We start from the raw sequence: 25,105 nt of genomic DNA, 5'->3' as shown, positions 1-25,105 counted from the left end.
CATGACGATCCTACTCACCCTGCTGGGTTTTTTCATCGGCACGCTCCTGCGCGTCCCCATCTGCCTTCTACCTCAGGAGCGCACGTTTTTCAAGACGACCTTGACCAGCGGGGAGAACTGGCTGAGCCTGACCCTCTTCGGCGGATGGCGCACGCCCACGGTGGAAATCGCTACGGCCCTGGCCTTCGGGCTCATGGCCACGGCTGGGATCAGTGGATTCTTGCTGGTTTTCTACGGCACGCTTGCCTGCATCGCGGTGACCATGGTCTTTATCGACGCCAAGCACATGATCATCCCCAACGAGCTGGTGGTCCTAGCGCTGGTCACTGGTCTCATCTTCCAGCTGATCTTTCGACAGAGGGGACCGCTGGATATGGCCCTCGGCTTTCTCATCGCCGGCATCCTGCTTCTCATCGTGGCCTACTTCGGACCGCTGGGGGGAGGGGACATCAAGTTCATGGCCGCCATGGGCATCTGGCTCGGTCTCGGACAGGTGCTCGTGGCCATCTACATCGGGTTCGTCCTCGGGGGTCTCTACGGACTCCTTTCCCTCGTCACGGGTAAGAAGGGACTCAAGAGCAAGATTCCCTTCGGCCCCTTCCTCGGGATCGGCACCTGGCTCGCCGCCCTCTTTACCGAGGAAATCCTATCCCTGCTCTAGACAGGACACGACACACTTTCAGGAGGTACATAGGACATGAAAAACTTTATGGAAGATACGGTGAACTATTATCTGCCCAGGGTACTGAAAAATTTCCCCGGCTACCATCCCTCAGAGCACGACCTGGACGACATCAAGGCCCTGGCCTTGAACCAGCTCAAGCCCCACTACGTGAATACAGAGATGGGAGAGCTCTTCACCAAGCTCGAGGAACTGACCACCCAGGCCGAGGTGGACGTGACCAACGTCCTCTACCGGGCCATCGAGCGGGTCAAGAATCACCCCCGGGAGGACGCATGACACTTTATCTCATCGGCATGATGGGTTCGGGCAAGACCACCCTGGGACGTCCCCTGGCTGAGAAACTCGGTATGAAGTTCGTCGATCTCGACGAGCGGATCGAAGCAAGAGAAGGGTGCAAGATCAGCGAGCTCTTTGCCGAGCGGGGAGAAGCGGGATTTCGCTTGGCTGAGCACCAGGCGCTCCAAAGACTGGCCGGCGCCCCCCTGGTCATCGCCACCGGAGGGGGCATCGTCCTCTCCGAGGAGAATCGACACCGCATGGCCACCACCGGCCGGGTGATCTACCTACGGGCGGGGGCCGAGATACTGAAAAAGAGGCTGGCGAAGGAGTCCGCCCACCGACCGCTCCTGGCCGCTGGCATCGACCGCATCGACCCCTTGCTCGCCGAACGATCGGCCCTTTACGAGGCCTGTGCTGATCTCGTGATCGACGTGGACGACATGAAAATCCAAGCGGCTGTAGACGCGCTACTGACTAGCCTCAACGCATGAGTTGTGGTATGATGAACGGAGGGAAACGGACATGACGATACTGGTGCTCAACGGGCCGAATTTGAACCTTTTGGAATTCCGAGATGCTGGGCATTACGGGGATTTGTCCCTCGATGCCATCGAGGGGCTTCTCCAGGAAACCTTCCCGGCCGTGGACTTTGATTTTTACCAAAGCAACCACGAGGGTGATCTCATCGACCGCTTGCAAGAGATCGACCGCGAGGTGGGTGTTGTCCTCAACGCCGGTGCCTTCACGCACTACAGCATCGCCCTGCGCGACGCCATCGATATGGCCGCCGTACCGGTGGTGGAGGTCCATCTTTCGAACATCCACCGTCGTGAGCATTTCCGTCAACAGAGCGTCATCGCCGGGGTCTGCATCGGTCAGATCGCCGGTTTCAAAGCGCAGAGCTACGTGCTCGGTGTGCAGGCGCTGATCCAACATTTGAAGGGGTGGGATGAATCTTGACAACCATTGAACAACTCCGGGCGTTCATGAAGGAGGAGAACCTGAACGGTCTCCTCATCACGCGGCCCGAGAACAGACGATACACCAGTGGCTTCACCGGATCGAGCGGGCACGTCCTGCTCACAGCAGACCGCAACCTGTTCATCACGGATTTCAGATACAAGGACCAGGCGGCGAAAGAGTGCCAGGATTTTGAGATCCTGCTGCACAACCGTGAGAAAAAGGTAATCGACCTGATTGCCGAGCTCAAGCTCTCGCGCCTCGGCTTCGAGGACAGCTTCATGACCGTGAAAGACTACCGGTCCTACACCGACGAACTCGAGGACACAAGCCTCGTGCCCATCGGCGACAGGATCGAAAAGATCCGGCAGATCAAGCGGTCCGATGAGATCGAAGCGATCCGAACGGCGGCATCGATAGCCGACCGCGCCTTCGACCACGTCCTGACCATGATCAAACCCGGCGTCACCGAAAGGGAAGTGGCCCTGGCCCTCGAGATGCAGATGAAAAAACTCGGGGCTACCAAACTATCCTTCGAGAGCATTGTGGCCTCCGGTAAACGCGGCGCACTCCCACACGGGATCGCCTCGGACAAGGTGATTGAGGCAGGCGAGTTGGTCACCCTTGACTTCGGTTGCGTCTACGACGGTTACTGCTCCGATATGACCCGTACCATCGCCGTGGGTGAGGTCTCCGACGAGATGCGCGACATCTACCATACGGTGCTCGGGGCCCAAGAAGCGGCCCTCGCCGCCATCCAGGCCGGCGTCACCGGAGAGAGTGTGGACAAGGTGGCCCGCGACATCATCGAGAAGGCCGGGCACGGCGATCACTTCGGCCACGGCCTCGGACATGCTGTGGGACTCGAGGTGCACGAGAGCCCCAGGCTCGCACCGGGCGCCGACGACAAGCTGGAGGCAGGTATGATTGTCACCGATGAACCGGGCATCTACGTACCGGATCTCGGCGGCGTGCGCATAGAGGATCTGGTGCTGGTGACGGATGAGGGGTGTGAGATCTTATCCCGTTCACCGAAAGAGCTCATTGTACTCTAGTAAAAAAATAAATTTGGAGAGTGAAAAAATATGATCAGTGCAGGCGATTTTAGAAAAGGCATGACTTTTGAAATGGACGGAGAGCCCTATGTGGTTCTCGACTTCCAACACGTGAAACCCGGCAAGGGTGCCGCTTTCGTGCGCACCAAGTACAAGAACCTCACGACGGGTGCCACCAGAGAAGATGCCTTTAACCCCAGCGAGAAATTTCCCAAGGCCCACATCGAGCGCAAGGACATGCAGTTCCTCTACTCCGATGGTGACCTCTACTATTTCATGGACAACGAAACCTACGAGCAGGTACCGATCTCTTACGAGCAGGTGGAAGAAGCCATCAAATGGCTCAAGGAGAACGATAGCGCTACGATCAAGTTCTACAAGGAGAAGGTCTTCGACGTCGAAGCCCCGAATTTCGTGGAACTCCAGGTGACGGAATCCGAGCCGGGAATCAAAGGCGATACCGCCTCCAACGTGACCAAGCGAGCGGTGGTGGAAACCGGAGCTGAGATCCAGGTGCCCCTCTTTGTCAATGAGGGCGACACGATCAAGATCGATACCCGCACGGGTGAATATCTCTCGAGAGTATAAGAAAGCACGATTTGTGCTTTCTTTTCCTTTTTTACCCTCTCCCGACTTATGGTATAATAGGTGGAGAAGACAACAATGAACAGGAGGCATCTGACATGGCAGATCAAAATCATACAATGAAGGCCAAGGACTACGGACATGTGAACATCTCCGACGAGGTCATCGGCATCATCACCTCCATCGCCGCTTCGGAAATCGCCGGCGTCGAGGGACTCAGCGGTGGCTTCACCGACAACGTGGCAGAGATCTTCGGGAAGAAGAATCTACAGAAGGGTGTACAGGTGGCGCTAGAAGAGGAATCCGTGGCCGTGGACTTGAACATCATCGTGGACTACGGGATCAAGATCCCGGAGATTGCATGGCAAGTACAAGAGGGCGTCAAGAGTGCCATCGAGACCATGACGGGACTCAAGGTACGTGAGGTGAACATTCACGTGCAGGGCATCAACGTGGCCAAAAAAGGTGAGGACAAGAAGGACTGACTCCCGTCATTTCAGGAGTCAGTTTTTTCCGCTCGCAAAGACCAAAGGAGGAACCAATCACATGACCCGCAAAGAAGAACGTGACCACGCATTCAAGATGCTCTACCAACTCGCCGTCCAGGACGAGCTGCCGCGCGAGCGTATCGAGGACAAGGGCTCGGACTACGTCCGCCGCGTCATCGACGCTTTCTACGCCCACAAGGCGACGATCGATGGCAAAATCGAGGAAAAGCTCATCGACTGGCGTTTGGAACGAATCTTGAAGCTCGACCTCACGGTGATGCGACTCGCCGTTATCGAGATGCTCTATCTCGACGATATCCCGCCAAAGGTGACCCTCAATGAGGCTGTCGAACTGGCCAAGCACTACTCCGACGACCAGTCGCACAAGTTCGTCAACGGGGTCCTGAACAAGATCATGAGGGACCTGGGGGCACTGTAAGATGGTGCTCGGTTTCGACACCAGCGCTTATACCACGAGCCTCGCCGTCGTAGAGGACGGTGAGCTCCTCCACGAAGAGCGCCGCATGCTCGAGGTGAAACCCGGCGCACGTGGCCTCCGCCAGCAAGAAGCTTATTACCGTCACCATCAACATCTCCAGGAGATGCTGGCGGGCGTAATCGAGGCCCTCGATCTTCCGGATCTGACGGGTCTAAAGGCCGTGGGCGTTTCTACGAAACCCAGACCAGAGGAAAGTTCCTTTATGCCCGTCTTCTTGGCCGGTAGCCAGGTGGCCGGGACCCTCGCCATGGCCCTCGGGATTCCGCTCATCGCCTACGATCACCAGCGCGGCCACCTGCGCGCAGCCCTCTATCGCTTGGACAAGCGACCCCAGGCCCCTTTCTATGCCCTCCACCTCTCCGGTGGGACCACGGAGATTTTGAAGGTCGGCGAGGACCTGACCGGTGACATCGTGGGCAGGACGCTCGATCTCAGTTTCGGTAAGGTGATCGACCGGGTGGGCGTGGCCCTAGGCCTGCCCTTTCCCGCCGGCGGTCACCTGGAAACCCTGGCCGGGGACACCAGGCCTTCGGACGCCTACGCTTACCACCTCAAGGGACTCGATCTGAATCTGAGCGGGGTGGAGAGCCAGGCCCTTCGCGATATCGATCGGAAGGTGGATCCTAAGATCATCGCCGCCAAGATTCAGCATACCTGCGCCCGTTGTTTGGAGGATCTGATCCATCAGCTCACAGGCGAGGTGGTCCTCACCGGTGGTGTGATGCGCAATGCTTACATCCGAGACTATCTCGAGGAGCAGCTGGGTGACAGGCTCCTCTTTAGCGACCCTCGCTACGCATCGGACAATGCCGTGGGCGTCGCCCTACACGCCGAGGAGGCGATTTCATGCAACTGAAGGCCTTCACCGTATCGGGACTCAACCGATACATGGCCCAGATCATCAAGGCGGACCCTCTGCTATCGGTCCTTACCGTCGAGGGGGAACTGGCCAACTATAAGGTCCACACCAGCGGGCACGCCTACTTTCAACTGAAAGACGACGCCTCACGCGTGGACTGCGTCATGTTCAAAAACAGCCACGACCACCTGAAGGAAACCTTCAGGGAAGGGGATCACGTGCGCATCAAGGGCCAGGCCGGTCTCTATGAACGCGACGGACGCTTTCAAGTCTACGCCCGCACTATGGAGAAAATTGGACTCGGTGCCCTTTACGAGGCCTACCTCAAGGAAAAGGATCGTCTCGAGGCCCTTGGCTACTTCGATGAAGAACGCAAGCGACAGATCCCAACCTACCCCGAGAAGGTCGGCATCGTCTCATCGGCATCGGGTGCTGCGATTCGCGACGTGATCAGCGTCATACAGCACCGCAATCCTACCCTGGATTTGGTCCTGTACCCCAGTCTCGTACAAGGGGAGGGGGCGGCAGACAACCTGGCCGCGGGTATCCGTTATTTCGATACCCGCGCGGACATCGACGTGGTCATCCTGACGCGCGGTGGCGGGAGCATCGAGGACCTATGGGCCTTCAACGAGACACAACTGGTGGAGACCGTGTACAAGAGCCGGCATCCTGTGATCAGTGCTGTGGGCCACGAGACAGATCACACCCTCTGCGATTTCGTGGCCGACCTGAGGGCCCCCACACCCTCCGCTGCCGGTGAACGGGTGAGCCCCACGGTGGTAGAGATGATGGGTCGGGCCGAGGCCTATCTGCAAGTAGGCCGCGAGCGGATCAACCGCCGCCTGGAGGCCGAGACGCGGCGCTTGAGCGAGGACAGTCTGCGCAGGATGGAAAATGAAATTCGCTACCGCCTCGAGCGCGAAGAGGCCGGGCTGGCCAATCTGATCGCAACGCTCTCCGCTCGGACGGAAGGTCATGTCCTTCGCAAGGAACAACAGGCCCTCGCCATCGGCGATCTGCTGGAGGCAAACGGCCCGCTGAAGCGACTCAAGGCGGGCTACGGCTACATGGAAAAGGATAAGGAACCGGTGAAAAGCATAGGGGACCTGGCGATCGGAGATCGAATCGATATCCGTCTTTCCGATGGGTCCCTGCAGGCTACCGTAGAGGAAATTGAGGTGAAAGATCGTGGCTAAACAGACATTCGAAACCCATTTGAAAATGCTCAAGGACGCCGTTGCCACCCTGGAAAAAGAGGACATCGCCCTCGAGAAGGCCCTCGATGCCTACGAAAAGGGCGTGGGTCATTACAAGGCCTGTATGGACCATCTCACCAGCGCCAAGGGACGGCTGACCAAGATCAATGCTTCCCTAGAAGAGATCCCGCTCGATGGGGAGGAAGGGAATGCGTGAACTGACGCTCCGCCGTGAGACCTTTGAGGCGACCTATCCAGGCCTGCTTGCCCCCTTGTTACCGGGAGAAGGCCCTTACGAGGAGCGCCTCCTTTACCCGCTGCGTGCCGGGGGCAAGCGATTGCGTCCTATCCTTCTGAAGGCCTTTTACGAGGTTTTCGGTGGAAAAGGCACGGAAGTGAACTACTTCAGCGCGGCTATCGAGTGCATTCACACCTACTCCTTGGTACACGACGACCTGCCTGCCATGGACGACGACGCACTGCGCAGGGGAAAGCCCACGAGTCACGTGGTCTACGGTGAGGGCGATGCTATCCTGATCGGCGACGCCCTCTTGAACCTGAGCATGGAGCTGACCCTAGCCGCACCCGTGCCCGATGCGAACCGTCAGATCCGTGCCATGGGTGCGCTCTTTGGTGCCAGCGGGGGCCGGGGCATGATCCTGGGACAATTTTTCGACATCAAGGATGAGCCCGGACGGACCGAAGCGGATCTCGACAGAATCAACGCTCTGAAGACCGGGGCCCTCATCGAGGCCGCCTGCAAGGTGGGGGCCATCCTGGGCGGTGCCTCGAAAGAGGAGGTGGCCACGGCTGCGGCCTACGGCCGGACCCTGGGCCGGGCCTTTCAGATCGTCGACGACCTCTTGGACATCGCCGGCGATGAGGCAGCCCTGGGCAAACCCGTGGGAAGCGATGAGAAGAACGAGAAGGTGACCTACCCGATCCTTCTAGGCGTCGAGGGGGCCCGCGAGCGGGTAAAAGACCTGACCGCCGAGGCCCTCCATCATCTTGAGGCGATCGGAAACGATCCTTTCCTGAAGGCACTCACCGTGTACCTGCTCGAACGCGACGCATAGGGAGGAGAGCCCACATGGTATTCTTTAGTCAGTTTTCAACGAACACAGCCTTCGGCGTGGCCTTCGTGGCCTGGTTCGTCGCGCAGTTTCTCAAGATCCCCACCTACTACTATTACTACAGGAAGTTCGATATCACCCGCTTTCTCGAATCCGGTGGTATGCCGAGCTCCCATACCTCCTTCGTGGTGGGACTGACCACTGCCGTGGGCAAACTGGCCGGCTATGGCTCGCCGATCTTTGCCGTGAGCCTGGTCTTCTCGCTCATCGTCATGTACGACGCCTCCGGCGTCCGGCGGTCCGTGGGCAAGCAGGCCAAGTTGCTCAACTACTTGGTCATCGAGCTCTTTGAGCACAAGCATCTAGAGGAAGATAAGCTGAAGGAGCTGGTGGGGCACACGCCCTTCGAGGTCATCGCGGGTGCAATTTTAGGTATGGTCGTGGGCAATCTTATGTTATAGTGAAAAGAGGTGGCACAGTATCCTAGTCAGGACCTTTGTTTTTGAAAGCGGGGCTAAAAATCCGCTAAAGGGCACATTCGATGAAGTTCCTGGTTGTGGCTTGCGACGCCCAGTCGTGGGTCATTTCTGGGAGTAAGGATGGGGGGGCGATCCACAATGGCATGTGGGCGTGAACCCTCCCGTCCGTGGAGGCCTCGGTGATCGTCGATCACGGGGGTAAACCTGCATCATGGTCGAAGGGCTATGTGCAGTGTAGCCTGCCTTGAGTGGTATCCGGTAGACCACGGACAGACGGTCGTGTGCCGGGCCCGGCGCACCGGCGTTAATGCCGTGTAAACCGATTCTGCAAAAGAGGCTAGGAGACAACCGGCCTGCTGGGGAAAACCCCTAGGCTGATGGTATCGGGGATTAAAGTACGGACTAAGTGGTGATCCAGTTTCGCTTTCGGCGACGAAGCGGACGACCGGTTAAAGGGAAACCGCTGATCTGGCGACAGAACAGCCCGGACGTGGGAAACCCTACTGGACCTCAAGCCGTAGCATTTACTCGCTGCCCGCCACCCTCATTTTTCTAAAAATGGCAACACAATCATAGAGGTGATTCTCACCGTGAAAAGGCGCAAACAACCCAAGAACCGCCGCTGGATCCTCAGGATCATGCTCATCACGATCCTGCTCTCTGCCGTGATCGGTAGTGTTTCGGATCAGCTGCTCAGGCGATCCGGACTCCTGATCTCCCTCGCGACGCTCCTCCTCATCATTTTGATCGGAGTCGTAGCGGATATGGTGGGAATCGCTATCGCAGCGGCAAAAAAAGATCCCTTTAACGCCATGGCCTCGCGGCATGTTCCACACGCCCCCTATGCGATCGTGCTCCTGCAGAACGCATCCATGGTGTCCAATTTTTGTAACGATGTCATCGGCGACATCGCCGGCATCATCAGCGGCACTGCGGTGGGGGTCATCGTCCTACACCTGGCGCATTTGAACCTTTCCCTAGGCGTGATCAGCCTGATCACCGTGCTCCTGTCGAGCTTGGTGGCAGCGCTCACCGTGGGTGGTAAGGCCCTCGGCAAGGAACTCGCCCTGACCCGCTGGAAATCAATCGTGGATTTCGTGGCCCGCGGCTATCATTTCGCCGGGGAACGGATCCCTCCATTATCGATAAAGAAGTGAGTGGTAACGTGTATAAAATCTTAGATCGGGTCCAGGGGCCCGAAGAATTGAAACAATTGACGAGCGAAGAACGGCAGCGGCTGGTGATCGAAATCCGAGATTTTCTGCTGAAGTCCATTTCTTCCACCGGTGGTCACCTGGCCTCTAACCTGGGTGTGGTAGAGCTCACTGTGGCCCTGCATACGGTCTTCGACTCACCAAAGGACAAGTTGCTCTTCGACGTGGGTCACCAGGCCTATGTCCACAAGCTCCTCACCGGACGACGGGAGGATTTTCCCACGCTCCGTCAGGAGGGTGGGATGAGTGGGTTTTTGAAACGTTCCGAGAGCCCACACGATGTTTTTGAGGCAGGGCACAGTACCACCAGTATCTCGGCTGCCTTGGGCTTCGCCCGTGCACGTCATCTGACGGGGGAAGACTATGATGTCGTGGCCGTGATCGGCGACGGTGCGATGACGGGCGGCATGGCTTACGAGGCCATGAACTTGGCGGGGCACCTGGGCGAAAACCTCAACGTGATCCTGAACGACAACGAGATGAGCATCGACGGAAACATCGGCTCCATCGCCCACTACCTGGAGCGACTGACCACGTCGACACCCTACACCCGTTTTAAAGAATCGACCCGAAAGGGGCTCACCAGCATCCCGAAAATTGGTCCGGACCTCATGAAACCGCTGACCAAGTTCAAGGATAGCCTCAAGTACTTCATGATCCCGGGGATTCTTTTTGAGGAGATGGGCTTCAAGTACATCGGTCCCGTGGACGGGCACGACCTGGAAGCTGTGATCGAGCATCTGACCCTCATCAAGAACTACGAGAAACCTGTGCTCCTGCACGTGAAGACCACCAAGGGGAAGGGCTACCGACCGGCTGAGGACAACCCTGACAAGTACCATGGGGTGGGGACCTTTGATGTGAGAAAAGGGATCCAACCGAACACGGACAAAAAGCTCTCGTATTCCGATGTGGCCGGCCAAACCCTGCTCGATCTTGCCAAGGCCGACGGCCGCGTGGTGGCTATTACCGCCGCCATGCCCGGTGGGACCGGTTTGATGCAGCTGAAGGATACCCTACCCAACCAATACATTGACGCTGGGATCGCAGAGCAAAATGCTGTGACCATGGCCGCGGGTCTTGCGGCCGCCGGTGCCAGACCCTATGTGGCCATCTACTCCACCTTCCTGCAACGTGCCTATGACCAGATTATTCACGATGTGGCCCTGCAGCAGTTGCCGGTCCGTTTTCTCATCGACCGCGCTGGTATCGTCGGACAGGACGGAGAAACCCACCAGGGTCTCTTTGACGTGGCCTTTTTGACCCATGTTCCTCACATGACGGTGATGGCGCCTAAAGACGGTCCGGAGCTCGAGCGCATGATGCGCGAGGAGCGCGTGGCGGGACCACTGGCCCTGCGTTACCCCAGGGGAACCGCCATCGAAGTGGCCCCCTCGATGGGTGACCTCTATGAACCGGAGATCCTAAGAAGCGGCAAGGACGTCGCCCTAGTGGCCGTGGGTCACATGGTAAGTCCCACGCTCGAGGCCGCTGATCTTCTCAGAGTACAGGGGATCGAGGCAACGGTCGTCAGCGCCCGGTGCCTCAAACCCCTACCCCTGGCGACGCTGTCTCGAATCGCCGAGTCCCATGAGATCCTGATCACCGTGGAAGACCACCTGCTCACCGGCGGTTACGGGCAGACCCTCGCTGCCACCCTCGACCGCAGCATCCACTGCATCGGCATCGACGACTTCTTCGTCCCCCACGGGACCCAGTCGGACCTTTACCGCTCCCTGGGTCTCGACGGACCAGGACTTGCCAACAGGGTGCTCGCACATCTCGGGAGGTTGGGTGCCGGTGGAAAAAGAGCGGCTCGATAAACTGCTCGTGGACCGGGGCTTCTTTGACACCCGGGAGCGGGCCCAGCGCGCCATCCGATCGGAGATCGTGAGGGTGGATGGTCAGATCTTAACGAAAACGGCAAAAAAAGTGGCTCTTGATGCATCGATCGTCTTAGACGGGACGCCCTTTCCCTACGTGGGACGCGGGGCCCTCAAGCTACTCGGTGCCCTTGAGCACTTTCCCATCGCCCTCCAAGGCAAACGCTGCCTGGACATCGGATCTTCCACAGGGGGCTTCACCGAGGTCCTCCTCGAGAAGGGGGCCTCTGGGGTGACGGCCGTCGATGTGGGAAGGGACCAACTTCATGCGAAACTTCGCGGTGACGACCGGGTCCGGGTCTTGGAGCAGACAGACTTTCGACAGCTTTCGGAGATGGGACTGGGGACCTTCGATGTGATCGTTTCCGACGTTTCCTTTATCTCGCTCTCGCATCTTTTGCCGCTGCTTCCCGATCTGATGGCCGGAGGTGCACAAGTGATCCTGCTCATCAAACCCCAGTTTGAAGCCGGACCCGCCCACGTGGGTAAGGGGGGGCTCGTGACCGATCCTGCCGTCCACCGTCAGGTGATCGAAAGGCTCTTCGAGGAAGCGGTGGGCGTGGGTCTATACCCCGCTGGACTCACCCCCTCACCGATCACCGGGACAGGTGGCAACCGCGAGTACCTTTGCCACTTAGGGACCACGCGAACAGAGCAAACAGTGGACATAGCGCCCGTCGTCCGACGAGCCTTCGATGTAGAAAGGAGAGCGTGACCCGTGAAATACGCCAGACATTCGAAAATTTTAGAGATTATCAATTCCAGTGAAATCGAAACCCAGGAAGAACTCGCCCGGCACCTGAAGGAAGAAGGGTACGATGTCACGCAGGCCACCGTCTCTCGGGATATCAAGGAAATGGGGCTGATCAAGGTACTCTCCCGCGATGGGAAGTACAAGTACGCCTCGCTCAAGCAGCGCGAGGGTGTGGTGAACGATCGCTTCCTGAAACTGCTCAAGGACACGGTGATCTCCCGTGACTTTGCCGGACACATCGTGGTGGTCCGAACCCTCGTGGGTTCTGCGAACGCTGCGGCCGCGGCCATCGATGCCCTGGATTTTGATCTGATCGTCGGTAGCATCGCCGGCGACGATACGATCTTCCTCTTGGTGCGTACAGATGATGATGTGCCCAAACTGCTCAAACAGTTCGACGATATCCTCGGACAATAGACGAAAGGTGTTGATACCTTGTTAAGGGAATTGACCATCAAGGGATTCATATTGATCGATGATGCACGGATCCCCTTCAAGGAGGGATTCAACGCGATCACCGGGGAGACCGGCGCGGGGAAGTCCATCCTCGTGGGCGCCCTCGATCTGGTGCTGGGCGCCAATGCCAGCACCGATTACATACAACCGGGCAAGGACCGGGCCGTGATCCAGGCTGTTTTTGAAGTGGGCTCGCAGGAGGTCATCGACCGGCTGGCCGAGCTCGACATCACCCCAGAAGAAGGGCAGATCATCGTTACCAGGCAGATCCACGACAATGCCCGCAATGTGGCCCGCATCAACGATGAGGTCACCACCCTCACCCGCCTGCGACAGGCCGGTGAGGTGCTGATCGACATCCACGGCCAGAACGAGCACCAGAGTCTTCTGCGCGAGAGCGCCTACCTGGGTTTGATCGATCGGTACCTGGGCGAAGGCATCACCGCCACCCTCGAGGCAACGGCCGCTGGCTACGGGGAGATGGACCGCGCCCGGAAGAGGATCGCGGCCATCGAAGGTGCCCTGGCCGACCGGGACCGCCGGCTCGATCTCATTACGTACCAGATAGAGGAGATTGATGAAGCCAGTCTGACGGAAGAAGACGACGATCTCGATGCGATCTTTAAAAACCAAGCCTCGCTCGAACGTGCCATGGAGGCCCTGTCTGATGTTTACGCCAGACTCTCGGAGGATGAGGGGATCCTGGACCAGATCGGTCGCAATCTCAAGGCCCTCGGCGCCCACCTGACGGTGGACGAGCGCTTGGGGCCCGTCTACGAAGCCCACGACGAAGCGTCCACCCGTCTGCAGGATGCCGTTTTCGAGATGCAGCGTGTGGTGGAGGACTCCGCTTACACGCCGGAAGAAATGGCCCGGCTGGAAAAACGTCTGAACACCGTCAATCACCTCAAGCGCAAGTACGGAAAAACCGTAGGGGATATCCTGGACTTCCGCGAGAACCTGGAGGAGGAACACAGGGGCTTTGACGACCTGGAGTCGGAACGTACGAAAACCCAGGCGCACCTGGTTGCTGTGGAGAAGGCCTACGATGAACAGGCCACCAGACTGACCGAAGCGCGCAGGGGCGCGGCAGAGGCTTTCGAGAAAGCCGTGCTTGCCGAACTCTCGCGCCTCAATCTGGAAAACGCTCGCCTGTCCGTCGCCGTGAAGGAGGCGCCCGCCTCACCCGAAGGCAGAGACCGCATCACCATCGATATCGCCACGAACCGCGGATTGCCGCTACGACCGCTGCGCGATGTGGTCAGCGGTGGTGAGCTCTCCCGTATCATGTTGGCCGTCAAGAACGTGCTGGGAGACAAGAGCACCATCGAGACCATGATCTTCGACGAGATTGACGCGGGGATCAGTGGGCTCACGGCTCAGAAAGTGGCGGAGACCGTCTACCTGCTCAGTCGCACCCGACAGATCATCGCCATCACGCACCTGCCGCAGATCGCCGTGATGGCCGATCACCACCTGATGATCGAGAAGCGCGATGAAGGGGACAGGACCCTGACCCACATGCGGGTCCTCTCGGAAGAAGAGCGGATGCTCGAGCTCAACCGCCTGCTCAACGGTGACCTGCTCAACGAGGTGGCCCGACAGAACGTGGCCAATCTCTATGAGAACGCGGCGCAAAAGAAAGAACAGATCAACCGAGTCAAAGGAGCCGATGCCCATGTCTGACAAGAAGAGAAGCATCCTCGTGGTGGACGACAACAAGAACTTCGCGGGGATTTTGAAAAACCACATTGAGGATCACGATCGCTTCGCTATTGCCGGGGTGGCCTACGATGGACGCGAAGCCGTTTCCATGATCATCGACAAGATGCCGGACATCGTGATCCTCGACATCATCATGCCGCGTCTCGATGGCATCGGCGTACTCGAGAAGATGCGGGAACTAGGGCTCAGTGACAAGATCAAGTTCGTGGTGCTCTCGGCCGTGGGACAGGATCATATCACCAGCCGCGCGCTCGGTCTTGGGGCGACCTACTACGTGGTCAAGCCCTTTGATATCAACGTGTTCTTCGAACGGCTGGGCCAGATGACGCAAAAGGGGAGCACCGAGGAGAAGGCACAGTCGGAGAACGAGTTGATCGAGGCCTCCATGGAAGCCAAGATCATCGAGCTCTTGGCAAGTATCGGTGTACCACCGCATATCAAAGGGTATAAGTATATCATCGAGGGTGTGAAGTACCTGGGAGCCCATGAGTTCGAGGATGTGAAAATCACCACGGATCTCTATCCGGCCATCGCGAACACCTTTGGGACCAATCGGACCAGCGTCGAGCGCGCGATCCGCAATGCCATCGAGATTTCCCTCAACCGGGGCAACCTCGAGGTGATGCTGGAGATTTTCGCGGGTGTCAGCGGAGTGAAGAAGCGCAAGATCACCAATTCGGAATTTCTCACGGGCATCTTCACCCATCTCAAAACTTTGTAGACTTTTTACAAAAACAAACCGCATCCGTATGACGACATCCCGACAAGGGGTACAATGAAAAGGAGTCGCCATGACCACATACACAACAGAGTTCAACCTTTACTTAACGCAAAAAGTTCAACTATCCACCAATACCATCAACTCCTATCATCTCGACCTCAGGAAATTTTTCGATTACCTGGGGGGTCGTCAGATTGATGATTTGAACGATGTCTCCGCTGCTGATCTTTACGCCTACCGCGTTTTTTTAAAGGAGCAGTCGCTCAAGAACACGACGATCAACCGCTACCTGGCTTCCCTTCGGCGTTACTTCTCCTTTCTCCACCACACCGGTCGGATCGAGGGGAACCCCACGTTGGAGATCAAGGGACTCCAGCAGCGTCGACGTCAACAGCAGGTCCTCAGTTATGAAGAGCTCTGCCGGGTGCTCGATTCCGAGGCGGGGGAGTCGACGATGTCCCTTCGGGATGCAGCCATCGTAGAGATGCTCTACGCAACGGGGATGAAGGCCACGGAAATCGTGGCGCTCAATCGCGTGGACGTGGATCTGGAGATGGGGACCGTCTCCATCGACAATCGGCAGCTACCCCTCCATGACCGCGCCCTGAGTTTACTCAGCGCGCACCTGGCGAGCACAGAGAGGGAGGCGACCGACCCGCTCTTCGAAAACTACCAGGGCGACCGGTTGACCCGGCAGAGCCTGTGGAAGATCACCAAAGAGCGCGGTGAGCGCCATGGCATCGGCACCCACTTGACACCCAACACCATCCGCAATAGTCTCCGGCATCACTTGGAGGAGCAGGGGGCTCCAAAACCCCTGGTCGATTATCTCATGGGATTCGATTCCGAGTCCCTCGATGCCGACGGGATCGTTGGCGGTTACATGATGAGTCACCCGAGAGCCTAAGGGCTCTTTTTGGGCTTTTTTTGCTAAGGAGGAATGACCATGATCAATCGCGTATTGCTATTTGTACTGGACAGCGTGGGCATCGGCGCCCTGCCGGATGCCGCCGATTTTGGCGACGTCGGGGCTAACACCCTGGGTTCCATGGCCCGTGCAGAGGGAACCTTCAAGATCGACAACCTGCTATCCCTTGGACTAGGAAACATCGAAGGAGTTGAGGATCTTCCCGCTGTCGATGAGCCCAAGGGCGCCTACGGTCGTTCGATGGAGGTTTCCAACGGCAAGGACACGACCACAGGGCACTGGGAAATCGCCGGCCTGCGGATCGATGAGGCCTTCAAGACTTATCCAGAAGGGTTTCCACCCCGCGTGATCGACGCTTTCGAGGAAAAGACCGGTCGCAAGGCCCTGTGCAACAAGCCCGCTTCGGGTACTGAAATCATCGAGGAACTCGGCGAACAACACATGGAGACGGGCGATGTGATCGTCTATACCTCCGCGGACAGCGTCTTCCAGATTGCTGCCCACGAAGAAGTGGTACCCCTCGAAGAACTCTACCGGATGTGTGAAATCGCCCGGGAGATCCTCCGCGGTAAGGATGCCGTGGCCCGCGTGATCGCGCGCCCCTTCATCGGCGAACCCGGCTCTTTCGAGCGGACTTCCAATCGGCGGGACTACTCCCTGAGTCCCTTTGGGCCCACGGTGCTCGACCACGCCAAGGAGGCGGGTTACGCTGTTCAGGCCGTGGGCAAGATCGTCGATATCTTCAACGGCCAGGGCATCACCGAGGATGTGCACACGAAGAGCAATATGGACGGGATCGACAAGACCCTCGCCTACCTGGCCACCGACTCCAAGGGCATCATCTTCACGAACCTCGTGGATTTTGACGCCAAGTACGGACACCGCCGGAACATCGAGGGGTACAAGCAGGCCCTGGAGGAAACGGACGTGCGGATCCCGGAGATTCTCTCTACGATGCGCGCCGATGATATCGTGATCTTCACTGCAGATCACGGGAACGATCCCGGTTTCAAGGGAACGGACCACACCCGCGAGTACGTGCCGATCCTGGTCTACGGACATCAGGTCAAGGCTGGTGTCAATCTGGGCACGCGCAAAACCTTTGCGGACATTGCCGCAACGGTAGCCGATATTCTGAACATCAAGGGAACGGGCAACGGAACGAGTTTCAAAAGCGAAATCCTATAGGGTTCTCACGATCAATAGAAAGGACGAAAACATGCGACAGAAAATCGAAGCAGCACGACGCGTCATTGCAGAACAGATGACAGAAATCCCCAAGATCGGCCTGATCCTGGGTTCCGGTCTGGGGGTCTTGGCCGAAGAAATCGAATCACCCACGATGATCCCTTACGACGAGATTCCCCATTTCCCCGTTTCCACCGTCGAGGGACACGCCGGTCGATTCGTCATCGGGCAGCTGGAGGGCAAGGACGTGATCGCCATGCAAGGTCGCTTCCACTATTACGAAGGCTATGACATGAAAGAAGTCACTTTCCCTGTCCGCGTGATGAAGGCCCTCGGTGTCGAGCGCTTGATCGTGACCAATGCGGCCGGTGGAGTGAACGAGAGCTACCTGCCCGGAGATCTGATGCTCATCAGCGATCACCTGAACATGAGCGGGGATCACCCCCTCCACGGCAAGAATGATGCGGAGCTCGGCCCCCGTTTTCCCGATGCCAGTGATATCTACGATAAGGCCACCACGGCCCGTATCTTCGACGCGGCGCTCGACGCGGGCATCCGCCTGCAGCGGGGCGTCTACTGCTTCAACCAGGGGCCTTCTTACGAGACACCCGCAGAGGTGCGTATGGCGCGCATACTTGGTGCCGATGCCGTGGGCATGAGTACTGTCCCTGAGGCCCTTGTGGCGGCGCACGCCGGCTTGAAGGTGACGGGCATCAGCTGTATCACGAACATGGCCGCGGGCATCTTGGACCAGCCCCTCGATCACGAGGAGGTCGTGGAGACCGCGGACCGCGTGAAGAGTACCTTTATCGATCTCGTTCGCATGATCCTGCGGATGCTGTAGGTGAGGGCCATGAGAGTATACGATATTATCGAGAAGAAGCGAGACGGGAGGGCCCTTAGCTCCGAGGAAATCAAGTTCTTCATTGAGGGCTACACCAAGGGCTCGATTCCCGACTACCAGGCTGCGGCCCTCCTGATGGCCATCTACCTCAAGGGGATGGATGACCGGGAGACGGTGGACCTCACCGAAGCCATGATGCATTCTGGCGATGTGATCGATCTGTCGGCCATCGAGGGAACCATCGTGGACAAACACTCCACCGGTGGCGTGGGCGACACCACCACTCTCGTGCTGGCGCCGCTGGTGGCGTCGGTGGGTGTACCCGTGGCCAAGATGAGCGGCCGGGGTCTCGGCCACACCGGCGGGACCATCGATAAGCTCGAGTCCATCCCGGGCTTTCATACGGAGCTGTCCATCGAGGACTTCATCGGCCAGGTCAATCGGGAAAAGGTAGCGGTCATCGGCCAGACCGCCGACATCGCACCGGCGGATAAGAAGCTCTACGCCCTGCGCGATGTGACGGCCACGGTGTCGAACATCAGTCTGATCGCCTCTAGCATCATGTCCAAGAAACTGGCCGCAGGGGCCGATGCCATCGTGCTCGATGTCAAAGTGGGTTCCGGCGCTTTCCTGAAGACCTTCGACGAGGCCAAAGAGCTTGCCGAGACCATGGTGCGCATCGGAACGAATATGGGTCGCGAGACCATCGCGGTCATCACGAACATGGATGAACCGCTCGGACGCGCCATCGGCAACAGCCTGGAGGTCATCGAGGCCGTCGCTACCCTAAAAGGGGAGGGGCCGTCGGATCTGGAAGAACTCTGCCTGACGCTGGGGGCCAATATGGTCTTCCTGGCTGGTGGTGCAGGGACCTTTGAAGAAGCTCGGGATCTGCTGGCAAAAAAACTCGAGGACGGCGGGGCCCTAGAGGCCTTCGGACGCTTTGTGAAGAGCCAGGGGGGCGACGATCGCGTGAGCCATGACCTCGGCGTGCTACCGAAGGCCGATCATGAGACGACCTTCGTGGCCGAACAGGACGGGTACATTTCGGCCATTGCCTCCGATGAAGTGGGCATCAGCGCCATGATCCTGGGTGCCGGCCGCCAGAACAAAGAGGATGCCATCGACATGGCCGCCGGCATTCTGCTGGAGAAGAAAATTGGCGATGCGGTGACCAAAGGCGATGTCATCGCCCGTCTCTTTACCACGCGGCCGGAGACCTTCGCCGACGCGAAGAACCGTCTTGCCAAAGCGGTGACCATCGGTCCAGAAGCGACCGAGCATAAGCCGCTGATCCAAGCGATCATCACCAAGGATGGTATGCGTACCTTCTAAGGACCTCTCCGGGGGTCTTTCCTTTTTTCTCGTGTCGGCTGTTTTACACCGGATCACCTGGGTAAAAAGTCAAACGAGGTGATAACATGATCAATAAAGAAATCAAAGTGGTCAAACAAGCAATGCTCAATGAAATCGAAGGCTATGAGTTCTACAAACTGGCAGCCTCCAATGCCAAGGATGCCGAGGTCAAGGCGGCTTTTGAAAATTTAGCCGAGGAAGAACGCAAGCATGTTGAATGGCTCCGCTCCTTGTTCGATGGCCTGAAGTCCTCGGAAGAGGACGAAATCAAGCTGGAGGATCTCGAGAACCCGCCGAGCCCGCGAATTTTCAAGTGGGACAAGGTGGACCGTGACAACGCAGGTCTGGCCGTGTCGGTCTTTGGCATCGGGATGCAGATGGAAAAAGCCAGCGTTGACTTCTATGAGAAAGCTGCTGAGGAAACGGAGCTTGAAGTGGCCGAGACGCTTTACAAGACCCTGGCCAAGTGGGAACAGGTACACTACGACCAGTTCGCCACGGAGTACGAGAATCTCAGGCGCGATTACTGGTCCGACCAGGCTTACTTCCCCTTCTAGGAGACAGCGAATGGATGAGAAAATTTGCCTCGTTGCATTTAATCCGGATCCCATGTGCTTCATGCACGTGTTGATCAACGCCCTCGACATGCACGAGCGGGGTAACCAAGTGGCCGTCGTCATCGAGGGGGGCGCCACGGCGCTCATCGATGAAATTCGCCATCCGGAGCATCCGGTCAACGGGTTTTACGAGCGCGTGAAGTTCTCCGGACTCATCGACGGTGTTTGCAAGGCCTGCAGCAACAAGATGGGAAGTCTCAAGGCCGTTCGAGAGGAAGAACTACCGCTGCTCGATTCACTTTACGGGCACCCGAGTCTACAGGATTACATAGACGAGGGGTACCGGATCATCACGATGTGAGCCTTGCGCTCACATCTTTTTTTCGTAAGCAAAGAAACCTGTGAGGGGTGTTAACGTGTACATACAAGATCTTATCGATGACGAGGGGGTCATCCGCGACCTGCTTGCCATCCGCGGTTTTCACGACCTTTACTTTGCCGGGGGGGCTGTGCGCGATGCGCTTCTCGATCACCGCACCCTGGATCTCGACATCGCCTGTCGCGGTCTCTTGGGCGATGTGAAGGCCTATTTCGAACATCTCGGCGCCCCTGTGTTCACCAGGGAGGATTACCACGCCCTCCACGTGAAGAGGGGACACTATACGCTGACCTTCACCCATCTCCGACGGGATGATCCCGATGGGCGGGTGGAGAAAGCTTCGCTTGCAGAAGACGCCCTCCGTCGTGATTTCACCGTGAACGCCCTCTACTTTCAGATACTCCCCACCGGTGAACTGCTCTTGATCGACCGCGTGGGGGGGCTCAATGATCTGAGCCGAAAGCGACTTCGCCCCGTTTCCCCCTCCACCTTCTTCGATGACCCCAGCCGTTTCGTCCGGGCGCTGCGCTATCACCACCAGCTTGGCTTTGCTTTTGATCCCGGTTTTCTCTCGCGCATGCAGGAACACCGGTGGAAGGAGGTCGACTTCACGGCCGCCATCGATCGGATCTACAGCGAGCTGCAGCGGACCGAGCTCACGCCCTTCCTCTCTAGGATCCGGACACTGGGTTTGCAGGGAATCTGGCCCATGAGAGCCGACGGGCTCTCAATCGATAGGGTGGCCTATTTCATGGACCACCTCGGCGAATTTTTGTCAGATCCGTTTTTCGAGGGTATCACCGACGATGCCTTTCGTAGGGCGCGAAAGAAATATTTGAATTTCCTCTCGAGGTATTCTACACTAGATAGGAACGTGAGTGTCGCCCTCATCCGCCTCCTCGGTACTCTGCCAGAAGAGGAGCTGGTGCTGTACGCGCGTCTGCTCGACGATGATCTGATCCGGCGTTATATCGCACACCGGGCGACCATCGAACGAAGGATCACCGGTTCCGACCTCTTGGCGCTGGGCTACACCCCCGGACCGGCACTTGGTCGTGCGCTCGAAGAAGTACGGGCCCGACTGCTCGCCGATCCGACGCTCGATCGGGAGATCTTGCTATCGACCCTGAAGGAGGGGACTTGACCATGGCCTATGCCGTGAAACTGAATCAATTTGAAGGCCCCCTCGATCTCCTGCTCAATCTGATCAAGGAAGCCTCCATCGATCTCTACAATATCCCCATCCACCGGATCACCCGTCAGTTCCTCGACCACTTGGCCGCAGCCGACCAGACGGATCTCGAGGAGCTCTCGGACTTTCTGGTCCTGGCCGCCACGTTGTTGGAGATCAAATCGCAGATGCTGCTGCCCGATGAGGACCTCGATGTCATCGAGGCCTTCGACGGGACGGATCCACGGGAACAGCTCGTAGAAAAACTGGTTCGTTACAAGATTTACCAGGAGGCTTCAAAGTATCTCGAAGACCGCGAGGCGACGTACAACCGTGTGTTTTCGAAGCCCATGTCCACCATCACCTTCGAAGAACAAGCGGAGGAACCACTGGAGGGACTCGATGCCCGGCTGCTCGAGCGCGCCATCGGTAAGCTCATGGTACGAGCGACGCGTTTCAATGCGGACAAACGCGACTTCTTCGATAAGTTGCGACGTGACCCCTACACTGTCGAGGAAAAGATCGCCTCGATCCGGCAGCATTTGTCCCGGGCTGAGGGCATCAATTTTCTCGCTTGCATCGGCGATCCGTCGGACCGCTTCGAACTGATCAACACCTTCCTCGCCCTGCTCGAACTCATGAAGATGGGGGAGATACGGATCACCCAGGCCGACCTCTACGCACCGATCACCATCGAACAGAAAAGGAGCGTCACCCATGTCTCAACAGCTTAAAGCGGCCGTAGAGGCCGTTCTCTTTGCCTATGGCGAACCGCTGAGCCTCTATCGCATCGCCAGGGCCTTGGAAAGATCAGAAGAAGAGGTGCGGGGGATCATCGGAGAACTAGAAGAAGACTATGCCGCGCCTTCGCGCGGCTTTCATCTGGTGCGTATCAACACCAAGGTGCAGCTGGTGACAAAGCCGGAACACCACGATGTGCTCGAGACCCTGATGAGCCAATCGAAGACCAAGGGGCTCACCCCGTCGAGCCTCGAGGTGCTGGCCGTGGTGGCCTATGAGCAACCGGTGACCAAAGCGATTATCGAGGAGGTACGCGGGGTGAACAGCGACTCTGCCCTGTCCCATCTCATCGACCGTGGCCTGGTGGAGGAAAAGGGACGGCTCGAGCGGATCGGTCGCCCCATCATCTACGGGACCACCGAGCTCTTTCTCCGGAGCTTCGGCCTCGAGAAGATCACGGATCTTCCCCCCATCGAACGTTTCGAGGATTTTGATCTCTTCGTCAAATCGCTCAGGGATGCCACCTGAGCGGGAGCTGAAGGAAAGGAGGCGAACGGACCATGATAGAAATCTTACCACTGAAAACTGAGCTCGAGCCGCTGTTACCGAGAGACCTGGCCACCCTCCCCAAAGAGGGGACGATGCTGGTGCTCGATCGTGGCGAGCTTCTGGGCTATGCCACCGCCCGTGCCATCGACGGACGGATGACCATCGACCGCTATGCCCTGTTCATTGCCGATCCCGGCCACCGTCTGCTCGATGGTCTGATCAAGGCCATGCTCAACCGTCTTGATCTGTCGGGACATCCTGAGGTGCTGGTGGTCATTGAACCGGACTACTCCGAGTATTTTGAAGGGTTCGATGCAGAGGCGACGGCCGAGGGTTACCTCGTGAGTCTGCCGGCATTCTTCGAGAGGGCCTGTCACGCCAAGAAGAAGGGATGAGCCGCATGTTCAAACACGTTCAGACGCTGGGGGACCTGCTGCTCGCCTCTTACTTAAAACCAGGGATGGTCGTCGTGGATGCGACCCTGGGCAACGGTCACGATGCGCTGAAGATCAAGCGCCTCTGTCCCGACATCACGCTCCACGGCTTCGACGTACAAGCCACTGCCCTAGAGCGTGCCCGCGAACGCCTCGAGGCGGCCGGTTTCTTTTCGAATTGTCATTTTCATCTGATGGGCCACGAGAAGATGGCTTCTCTGCTCACCGATCCCGTGGATGCCGTTGTCTTTAACCTGGGTTACCTGCCCGGCAACAAGGAGGGGCGACGCACCCAGGCGAAGACGACTCTCGCCGCCCTGGCGTCCGCCATCGCCCTCACGCGCCCCGGTGGTGTGATCCTCGTGATGGTTTACCCCGGTCATCCCGAGGGGAGGGTGGAGAAGGAGGCGCTGATCGCCTATCTTTCCGCACTGGACCAGCGGAAGGTGGGGGTAAGTCATCATCACTTTATCAACCAGCAAAAGCACCCGCCGGAACTCTTTTTACTCCACAAGCGATAGGTCTTTTTTCAGCCGCTCTCAATGAGAGTGGCTTTTTGTATACAAAGGGACAATTATACGAAATGCAAGAAAAATTTCAAAGATTGTATACACGGCGTAATTCTGCAATAATTCTTGCATTACGGGTTTATACTTGCTAGAATGTTAACGAAGGAACACAACTGTTATGAGGAGGGTCTGTGATGTCGAGAGATTCGATTGAAGTCAAGATCAAAAAAGAGTGGTGCAAGGGCTGTGGGATTTGCATCGCCTTCTGCCCTAAACAAGTACTCGGGTTCGATGAAGATGGACGCGTGGAAATGCTCGACCGTGAGAATTGCATCAAGTGCGGTCAGTGCGAGCTCAGGTGCCCGGATTTTGCCATCTACCTAGGGGGAATCGAAGATGAAACAAAGTAACGTGAAACTGCTGCAGGGTAACGAGGCCTGCGTCCACGGCGCTATCGCTGCCGGCATGACTTTTTACTCGGGTTACCCCATCACCCCATCGACGGAGATCGCCGAGCTCTCGGCCGTAATGCTCCCGCGCGTGGGTGGCAAGTTCATCCAGATGGAAGATGAGATCGCCGGAATCGCAGCGGCCATCGGTGGCTCCCTCACGGGTGCCAAGTCCATGACGGCCACCAGCGGTCCTGGCTTCAGTCTCAAGCAGGAGAACCTGGGGTACGCGGCCATCGCCGAGATCCCATTGGTGATTGTCAACGTTCAGCGTGGCGGCCCCTCCACAGGTCTTCCCACCTCACCGGCGCAGGGTGATATCATGCAGGCGAAGTGGGGTACCCACGGCGACCACCCGGTGATCGCCATCACGCCCGAATCCGTTGAAGAGACCTTTCACATGACCGTCAGGGCCTTTAATCTGGCCGAAAAATACAGAACACCCGTCATCCTCATGACCGATGAGATCGTCGGTCACATGCGCGAAAAAATCGAGATCCCTGCAGAGGGCGAGCTCGAGATCTACACCCGGACGAAGCCTGTGAAGGGCGAGGAATACATCCCCTACAAGACACCTGAAGGCGAGATCGTACCGCGTATGGCCGCCTTCGGAGAAGGGTACCGCTACCACGTGACGGGGCTCTTTCACGACGAAACGGGCTTCCCCTCGAACAGCACGGAGAATGCCGGCAAAGCGCTCGATCACCTGATGAACAAGATCGCCGACAACTACGATGATATCGTCGAGGTGGAGGAGTTCATGACAGAGGACGCCGAGAGAATCATCGTTTCCTACGGCTCGAGCGCACGCGCCAGCCGCGCGGCCGTCAAGATGCTCCGCGAAGAAGGCGTTAAGATCGGCCTGCTACGTGTGAAGACCCTCTGGCCTTCACCGGAGCGTGAGATCAAGCAACTTGCCCAGCAGGTGAGTACGCTTTATGTCGTTGAGCTCAACATCGGACAGTACGTGCAAGAAGTCGAGCGTATCGTGAAGAGCGATGCCGACGTGATGCACATCGGTAAGGGCAACGGAGATATCCTCACGCCTGAAGAAATCGTTGAGAAGATCAAGGGGGACCTCTAGTC

At 57.8% G+C, this 25,105-nt stretch carries 32 protein-coding genes; all 32 read left to right on the top strand.

Annotated elements, in window-relative coordinates:
- Window position 1 precedes the first annotated feature (1 nt).
- The 32 genes from ACULM0_RS01480 to ACULM0_RS01325 all read left to right on the top strand — a co-directional run bounded on the left by ACULM0_RS01480 (window position 2) and on the right by ACULM0_RS01325 (window position 25,103).
- Window positions 2-661 carry a prepilin peptidase gene (locus ACULM0_RS01480; protein ID WP_463678687.1) on the top strand — a complete coding sequence of 220 codons (660 nt, stop codon included), beginning with the start codon at window positions 2-4 and terminating at the stop codon, window positions 659-661.
- Between the two features lie 36 nt (window positions 662-697).
- Window positions 698-961 (top strand): late competence development ComFB family protein, encoded by a 264-nt coding sequence (locus tag ACULM0_RS01475; RefSeq protein ID WP_463678686.1) that lies wholly within the window; start codon window positions 698-700, stop codon window positions 959-961.
- Window positions 958-1,455: a shikimate kinase gene (locus tag ACULM0_RS01470; protein ID WP_463678685.1), complete on the top strand. Its 498-nt coding sequence runs from the start codon at window positions 958-960 to the stop codon at window positions 1,453-1,455. The genes ACULM0_RS01475 and ACULM0_RS01470 overlap by 4 nt, the downstream gene beginning before the upstream one ends.
- 31 nt (window positions 1,456-1,486) lie before the next feature.
- Window positions 1,487-1,924 carry a type II 3-dehydroquinate dehydratase gene (locus ACULM0_RS01465; RefSeq protein WP_463678684.1) on the top strand — a complete coding sequence of 146 codons (438 nt, stop codon included), beginning with the start codon at window positions 1,487-1,489 and terminating at the stop codon, window positions 1,922-1,924.
- Complete coding sequence (locus tag ACULM0_RS01460) at window positions 1,918-2,979, top strand: M24 family metallopeptidase (protein ID WP_463679839.1); 1,062 nt, start codon at window positions 1,918-1,920, stop codon at window positions 2,977-2,979. Before ACULM0_RS01465 ends, ACULM0_RS01460 begins: the two co-directional genes overlap by 7 nt.
- 30 nt (window positions 2,980-3,009) lie before the next feature.
- Window positions 3,010-3,567, top strand: a complete 558-nt coding sequence (efp, locus tag ACULM0_RS01455) for an elongation factor P (protein ID WP_463678683.1) — start codon at window positions 3,010-3,012, stop codon at window positions 3,565-3,567.
- Between the two features lie 95 nt (window positions 3,568-3,662).
- Window positions 3,663-4,049, top strand: a complete 387-nt coding sequence (locus ACULM0_RS01450) for an Asp23/Gls24 family envelope stress response protein (protein ID WP_463678682.1) — start codon at window positions 3,663-3,665, stop codon at window positions 4,047-4,049.
- A gap of 61 nt (window positions 4,050-4,110) precedes the next feature.
- Window positions 4,111-4,491, top strand: a complete 381-nt coding sequence (gene nusB / locus ACULM0_RS01445) for a transcription antitermination factor NusB (RefSeq protein ID WP_463678681.1) — start codon at window positions 4,111-4,113, stop codon at window positions 4,489-4,491.
- A gap of 1 nt (window position 4,492) precedes the next feature.
- A complete protein-coding gene (locus ACULM0_RS01440; protein WP_463678680.1) occupies window positions 4,493-5,407 on the top strand; it encodes a Kae1-like domain-containing protein in 915 nt (304 codons plus the stop codon).
- Window positions 5,398-6,609, top strand: coding sequence for an exodeoxyribonuclease VII large subunit (gene xseA / locus ACULM0_RS01435; protein ID WP_463678679.1), 1,212 nt, complete (start codon window positions 5,398-5,400; stop codon window positions 6,607-6,609). The genes ACULM0_RS01440 and xseA overlap by 10 nt, the downstream gene beginning before the upstream one ends.
- Window positions 6,602-6,826: an exodeoxyribonuclease VII small subunit gene (gene xseB / locus ACULM0_RS01430; protein ID WP_463678678.1), complete on the top strand. Its 225-nt coding sequence runs from the start codon at window positions 6,602-6,604 to the stop codon at window positions 6,824-6,826. Before xseA ends, xseB begins: the two co-directional genes overlap by 8 nt.
- Window positions 6,819-7,685, top strand: coding sequence for a polyprenyl synthetase family protein (locus ACULM0_RS01425; RefSeq protein ID WP_463678677.1), 867 nt, complete (start codon window positions 6,819-6,821; stop codon window positions 7,683-7,685). Before xseB ends, ACULM0_RS01425 begins: the two co-directional genes overlap by 8 nt.
- A 14-nt stretch (window positions 7,686-7,699) precedes the next feature.
- Window positions 7,700-8,143: a divergent PAP2 family protein gene (locus ACULM0_RS01420; protein WP_463678676.1), complete on the top strand. Its 444-nt coding sequence runs from the start codon at window positions 7,700-7,702 to the stop codon at window positions 8,141-8,143.
- Between the two features lie 608 nt (window positions 8,144-8,751).
- Complete coding sequence (locus ACULM0_RS01415; protein ID WP_463678675.1) at window positions 8,752-9,318, top strand: hypothetical protein; 567 nt, start codon at window positions 8,752-8,754, stop codon at window positions 9,316-9,318.
- On the top strand, window positions 9,315-11,198 hold the full coding sequence (dxs, locus tag ACULM0_RS01410) for a 1-deoxy-D-xylulose-5-phosphate synthase (protein WP_463678674.1): 1,884 nt from the start codon (window positions 9,315-9,317) through the stop codon (window positions 11,196-11,198). The genes ACULM0_RS01415 and dxs overlap by 4 nt, the downstream gene beginning before the upstream one ends.
- Window positions 11,176-11,973, top strand: coding sequence for a TlyA family RNA methyltransferase (locus tag ACULM0_RS01405; protein WP_463678673.1), 798 nt, complete (start codon window positions 11,176-11,178; stop codon window positions 11,971-11,973). Before dxs ends, ACULM0_RS01405 begins: the two co-directional genes overlap by 23 nt.
- 3 nt (window positions 11,974-11,976) lie before the next feature.
- A complete protein-coding gene (locus ACULM0_RS01400; protein ID WP_463678672.1) occupies window positions 11,977-12,429 on the top strand; it encodes an arginine repressor in 453 nt (150 codons plus the stop codon).
- A gap of 18 nt (window positions 12,430-12,447) precedes the next feature.
- Window positions 12,448-14,154, top strand: coding sequence for a DNA repair protein RecN (recN, locus tag ACULM0_RS01395; RefSeq protein ID WP_463678671.1), 1,707 nt, complete (start codon window positions 12,448-12,450; stop codon window positions 14,152-14,154).
- Complete coding sequence (gene spo0A / locus ACULM0_RS01390) at window positions 14,147-14,914, top strand: sporulation transcription factor Spo0A (protein ID WP_463678670.1); 768 nt, start codon at window positions 14,147-14,149, stop codon at window positions 14,912-14,914. Before recN ends, spo0A begins: the two co-directional genes overlap by 8 nt.
- 70 nt (window positions 14,915-14,984) lie before the next feature.
- On the top strand, window positions 14,985-15,821 hold the full coding sequence (locus tag ACULM0_RS01385) for a tyrosine-type recombinase/integrase (protein ID WP_463678669.1): 837 nt from the start codon (window positions 14,985-14,987) through the stop codon (window positions 15,819-15,821).
- A 39-nt stretch (window positions 15,822-15,860) separates the two neighbouring features.
- Window positions 15,861-17,030 carry a phosphopentomutase gene (locus ACULM0_RS01380; protein WP_463678668.1) on the top strand — a complete coding sequence of 390 codons (1,170 nt, stop codon included), beginning with the start codon at window positions 15,861-15,863 and terminating at the stop codon, window positions 17,028-17,030.
- Between the two features lie 31 nt (window positions 17,031-17,061).
- A complete protein-coding gene (locus ACULM0_RS01375) occupies window positions 17,062-17,874 on the top strand; it encodes a purine-nucleoside phosphorylase (protein WP_463678667.1) in 813 nt (270 codons plus the stop codon).
- Between the two features lie 9 nt (window positions 17,875-17,883).
- Window positions 17,884-19,209: a pyrimidine-nucleoside phosphorylase gene (locus ACULM0_RS01370; RefSeq protein WP_463678666.1), complete on the top strand. Its 1,326-nt coding sequence runs from the start codon at window positions 17,884-17,886 to the stop codon at window positions 19,207-19,209.
- An 86-nt stretch (window positions 19,210-19,295) separates the two neighbouring features.
- Window positions 19,296-19,787 (top strand): ferritin-like domain-containing protein, encoded by a 492-nt coding sequence (locus ACULM0_RS01365; RefSeq protein ID WP_463678665.1) that lies wholly within the window; start codon window positions 19,296-19,298, stop codon window positions 19,785-19,787.
- Between the two features lie 10 nt (window positions 19,788-19,797).
- On the top strand, window positions 19,798-20,148 hold the full coding sequence (locus ACULM0_RS01360) for a cytoplasmic protein (protein ID WP_463678664.1): 351 nt from the start codon (window positions 19,798-19,800) through the stop codon (window positions 20,146-20,148).
- Between the two features lie 55 nt (window positions 20,149-20,203).
- The gene (locus ACULM0_RS01355; RefSeq protein WP_463678663.1) at window positions 20,204-21,310 is read left to right on the top strand and encodes a tRNA nucleotidyltransferase/poly(A) polymerase family protein; all 1,107 of its coding nucleotides are present in this window, start codon (window positions 20,204-20,206) and stop codon (window positions 21,308-21,310) included.
- A 2-nt stretch (window positions 21,311-21,312) separates the two neighbouring features.
- A complete protein-coding gene (locus ACULM0_RS01350) occupies window positions 21,313-22,071 on the top strand; it encodes a segregation and condensation protein A (protein ID WP_463678662.1) in 759 nt (252 codons plus the stop codon).
- Window positions 22,055-22,606, top strand: a complete 552-nt coding sequence (gene scpB, locus ACULM0_RS01345) for an SMC-Scp complex subunit ScpB (RefSeq protein WP_463678661.1) — start codon at window positions 22,055-22,057, stop codon at window positions 22,604-22,606. Before ACULM0_RS01350 ends, scpB begins: the two co-directional genes overlap by 17 nt.
- A gap of 32 nt (window positions 22,607-22,638) precedes the next feature.
- A complete protein-coding gene (locus ACULM0_RS01340) occupies window positions 22,639-23,022 on the top strand; it encodes a hypothetical protein (protein WP_463678660.1) in 384 nt (127 codons plus the stop codon).
- 5 nt (window positions 23,023-23,027) lie between these two features.
- A complete protein-coding gene (gene mnmM, locus ACULM0_RS01335) occupies window positions 23,028-23,582 on the top strand; it encodes a tRNA 5-(aminomethyl)-2-thiouridylate-methyltransferase MnmM (protein WP_463678659.1) in 555 nt (184 codons plus the stop codon).
- A 182-nt stretch (window positions 23,583-23,764) separates the two neighbouring features.
- Window positions 23,765-23,980, top strand: a complete 216-nt coding sequence (locus ACULM0_RS01330) for a 4Fe-4S dicluster domain-containing protein (protein WP_463678658.1) — start codon at window positions 23,765-23,767, stop codon at window positions 23,978-23,980.
- Complete coding sequence (locus tag ACULM0_RS01325) at window positions 23,967-25,103, top strand: 2-oxoacid:acceptor oxidoreductase subunit alpha (RefSeq protein ID WP_463678657.1); 1,137 nt, start codon at window positions 23,967-23,969, stop codon at window positions 25,101-25,103. The genes ACULM0_RS01330 and ACULM0_RS01325 overlap by 14 nt, the downstream gene beginning before the upstream one ends.
- Window positions 25,104-25,105: the final 2 nt, after the last annotated feature.

The sequence above is a fragment of the Halotolerantifilum yawarlongkerapense genome (assembly GCF_054506745.1).
The sequence above is the reverse complement of the archived record's forward strand: the minus strand, read 5'-3'. Positions and strand labels throughout refer to the sequence as shown.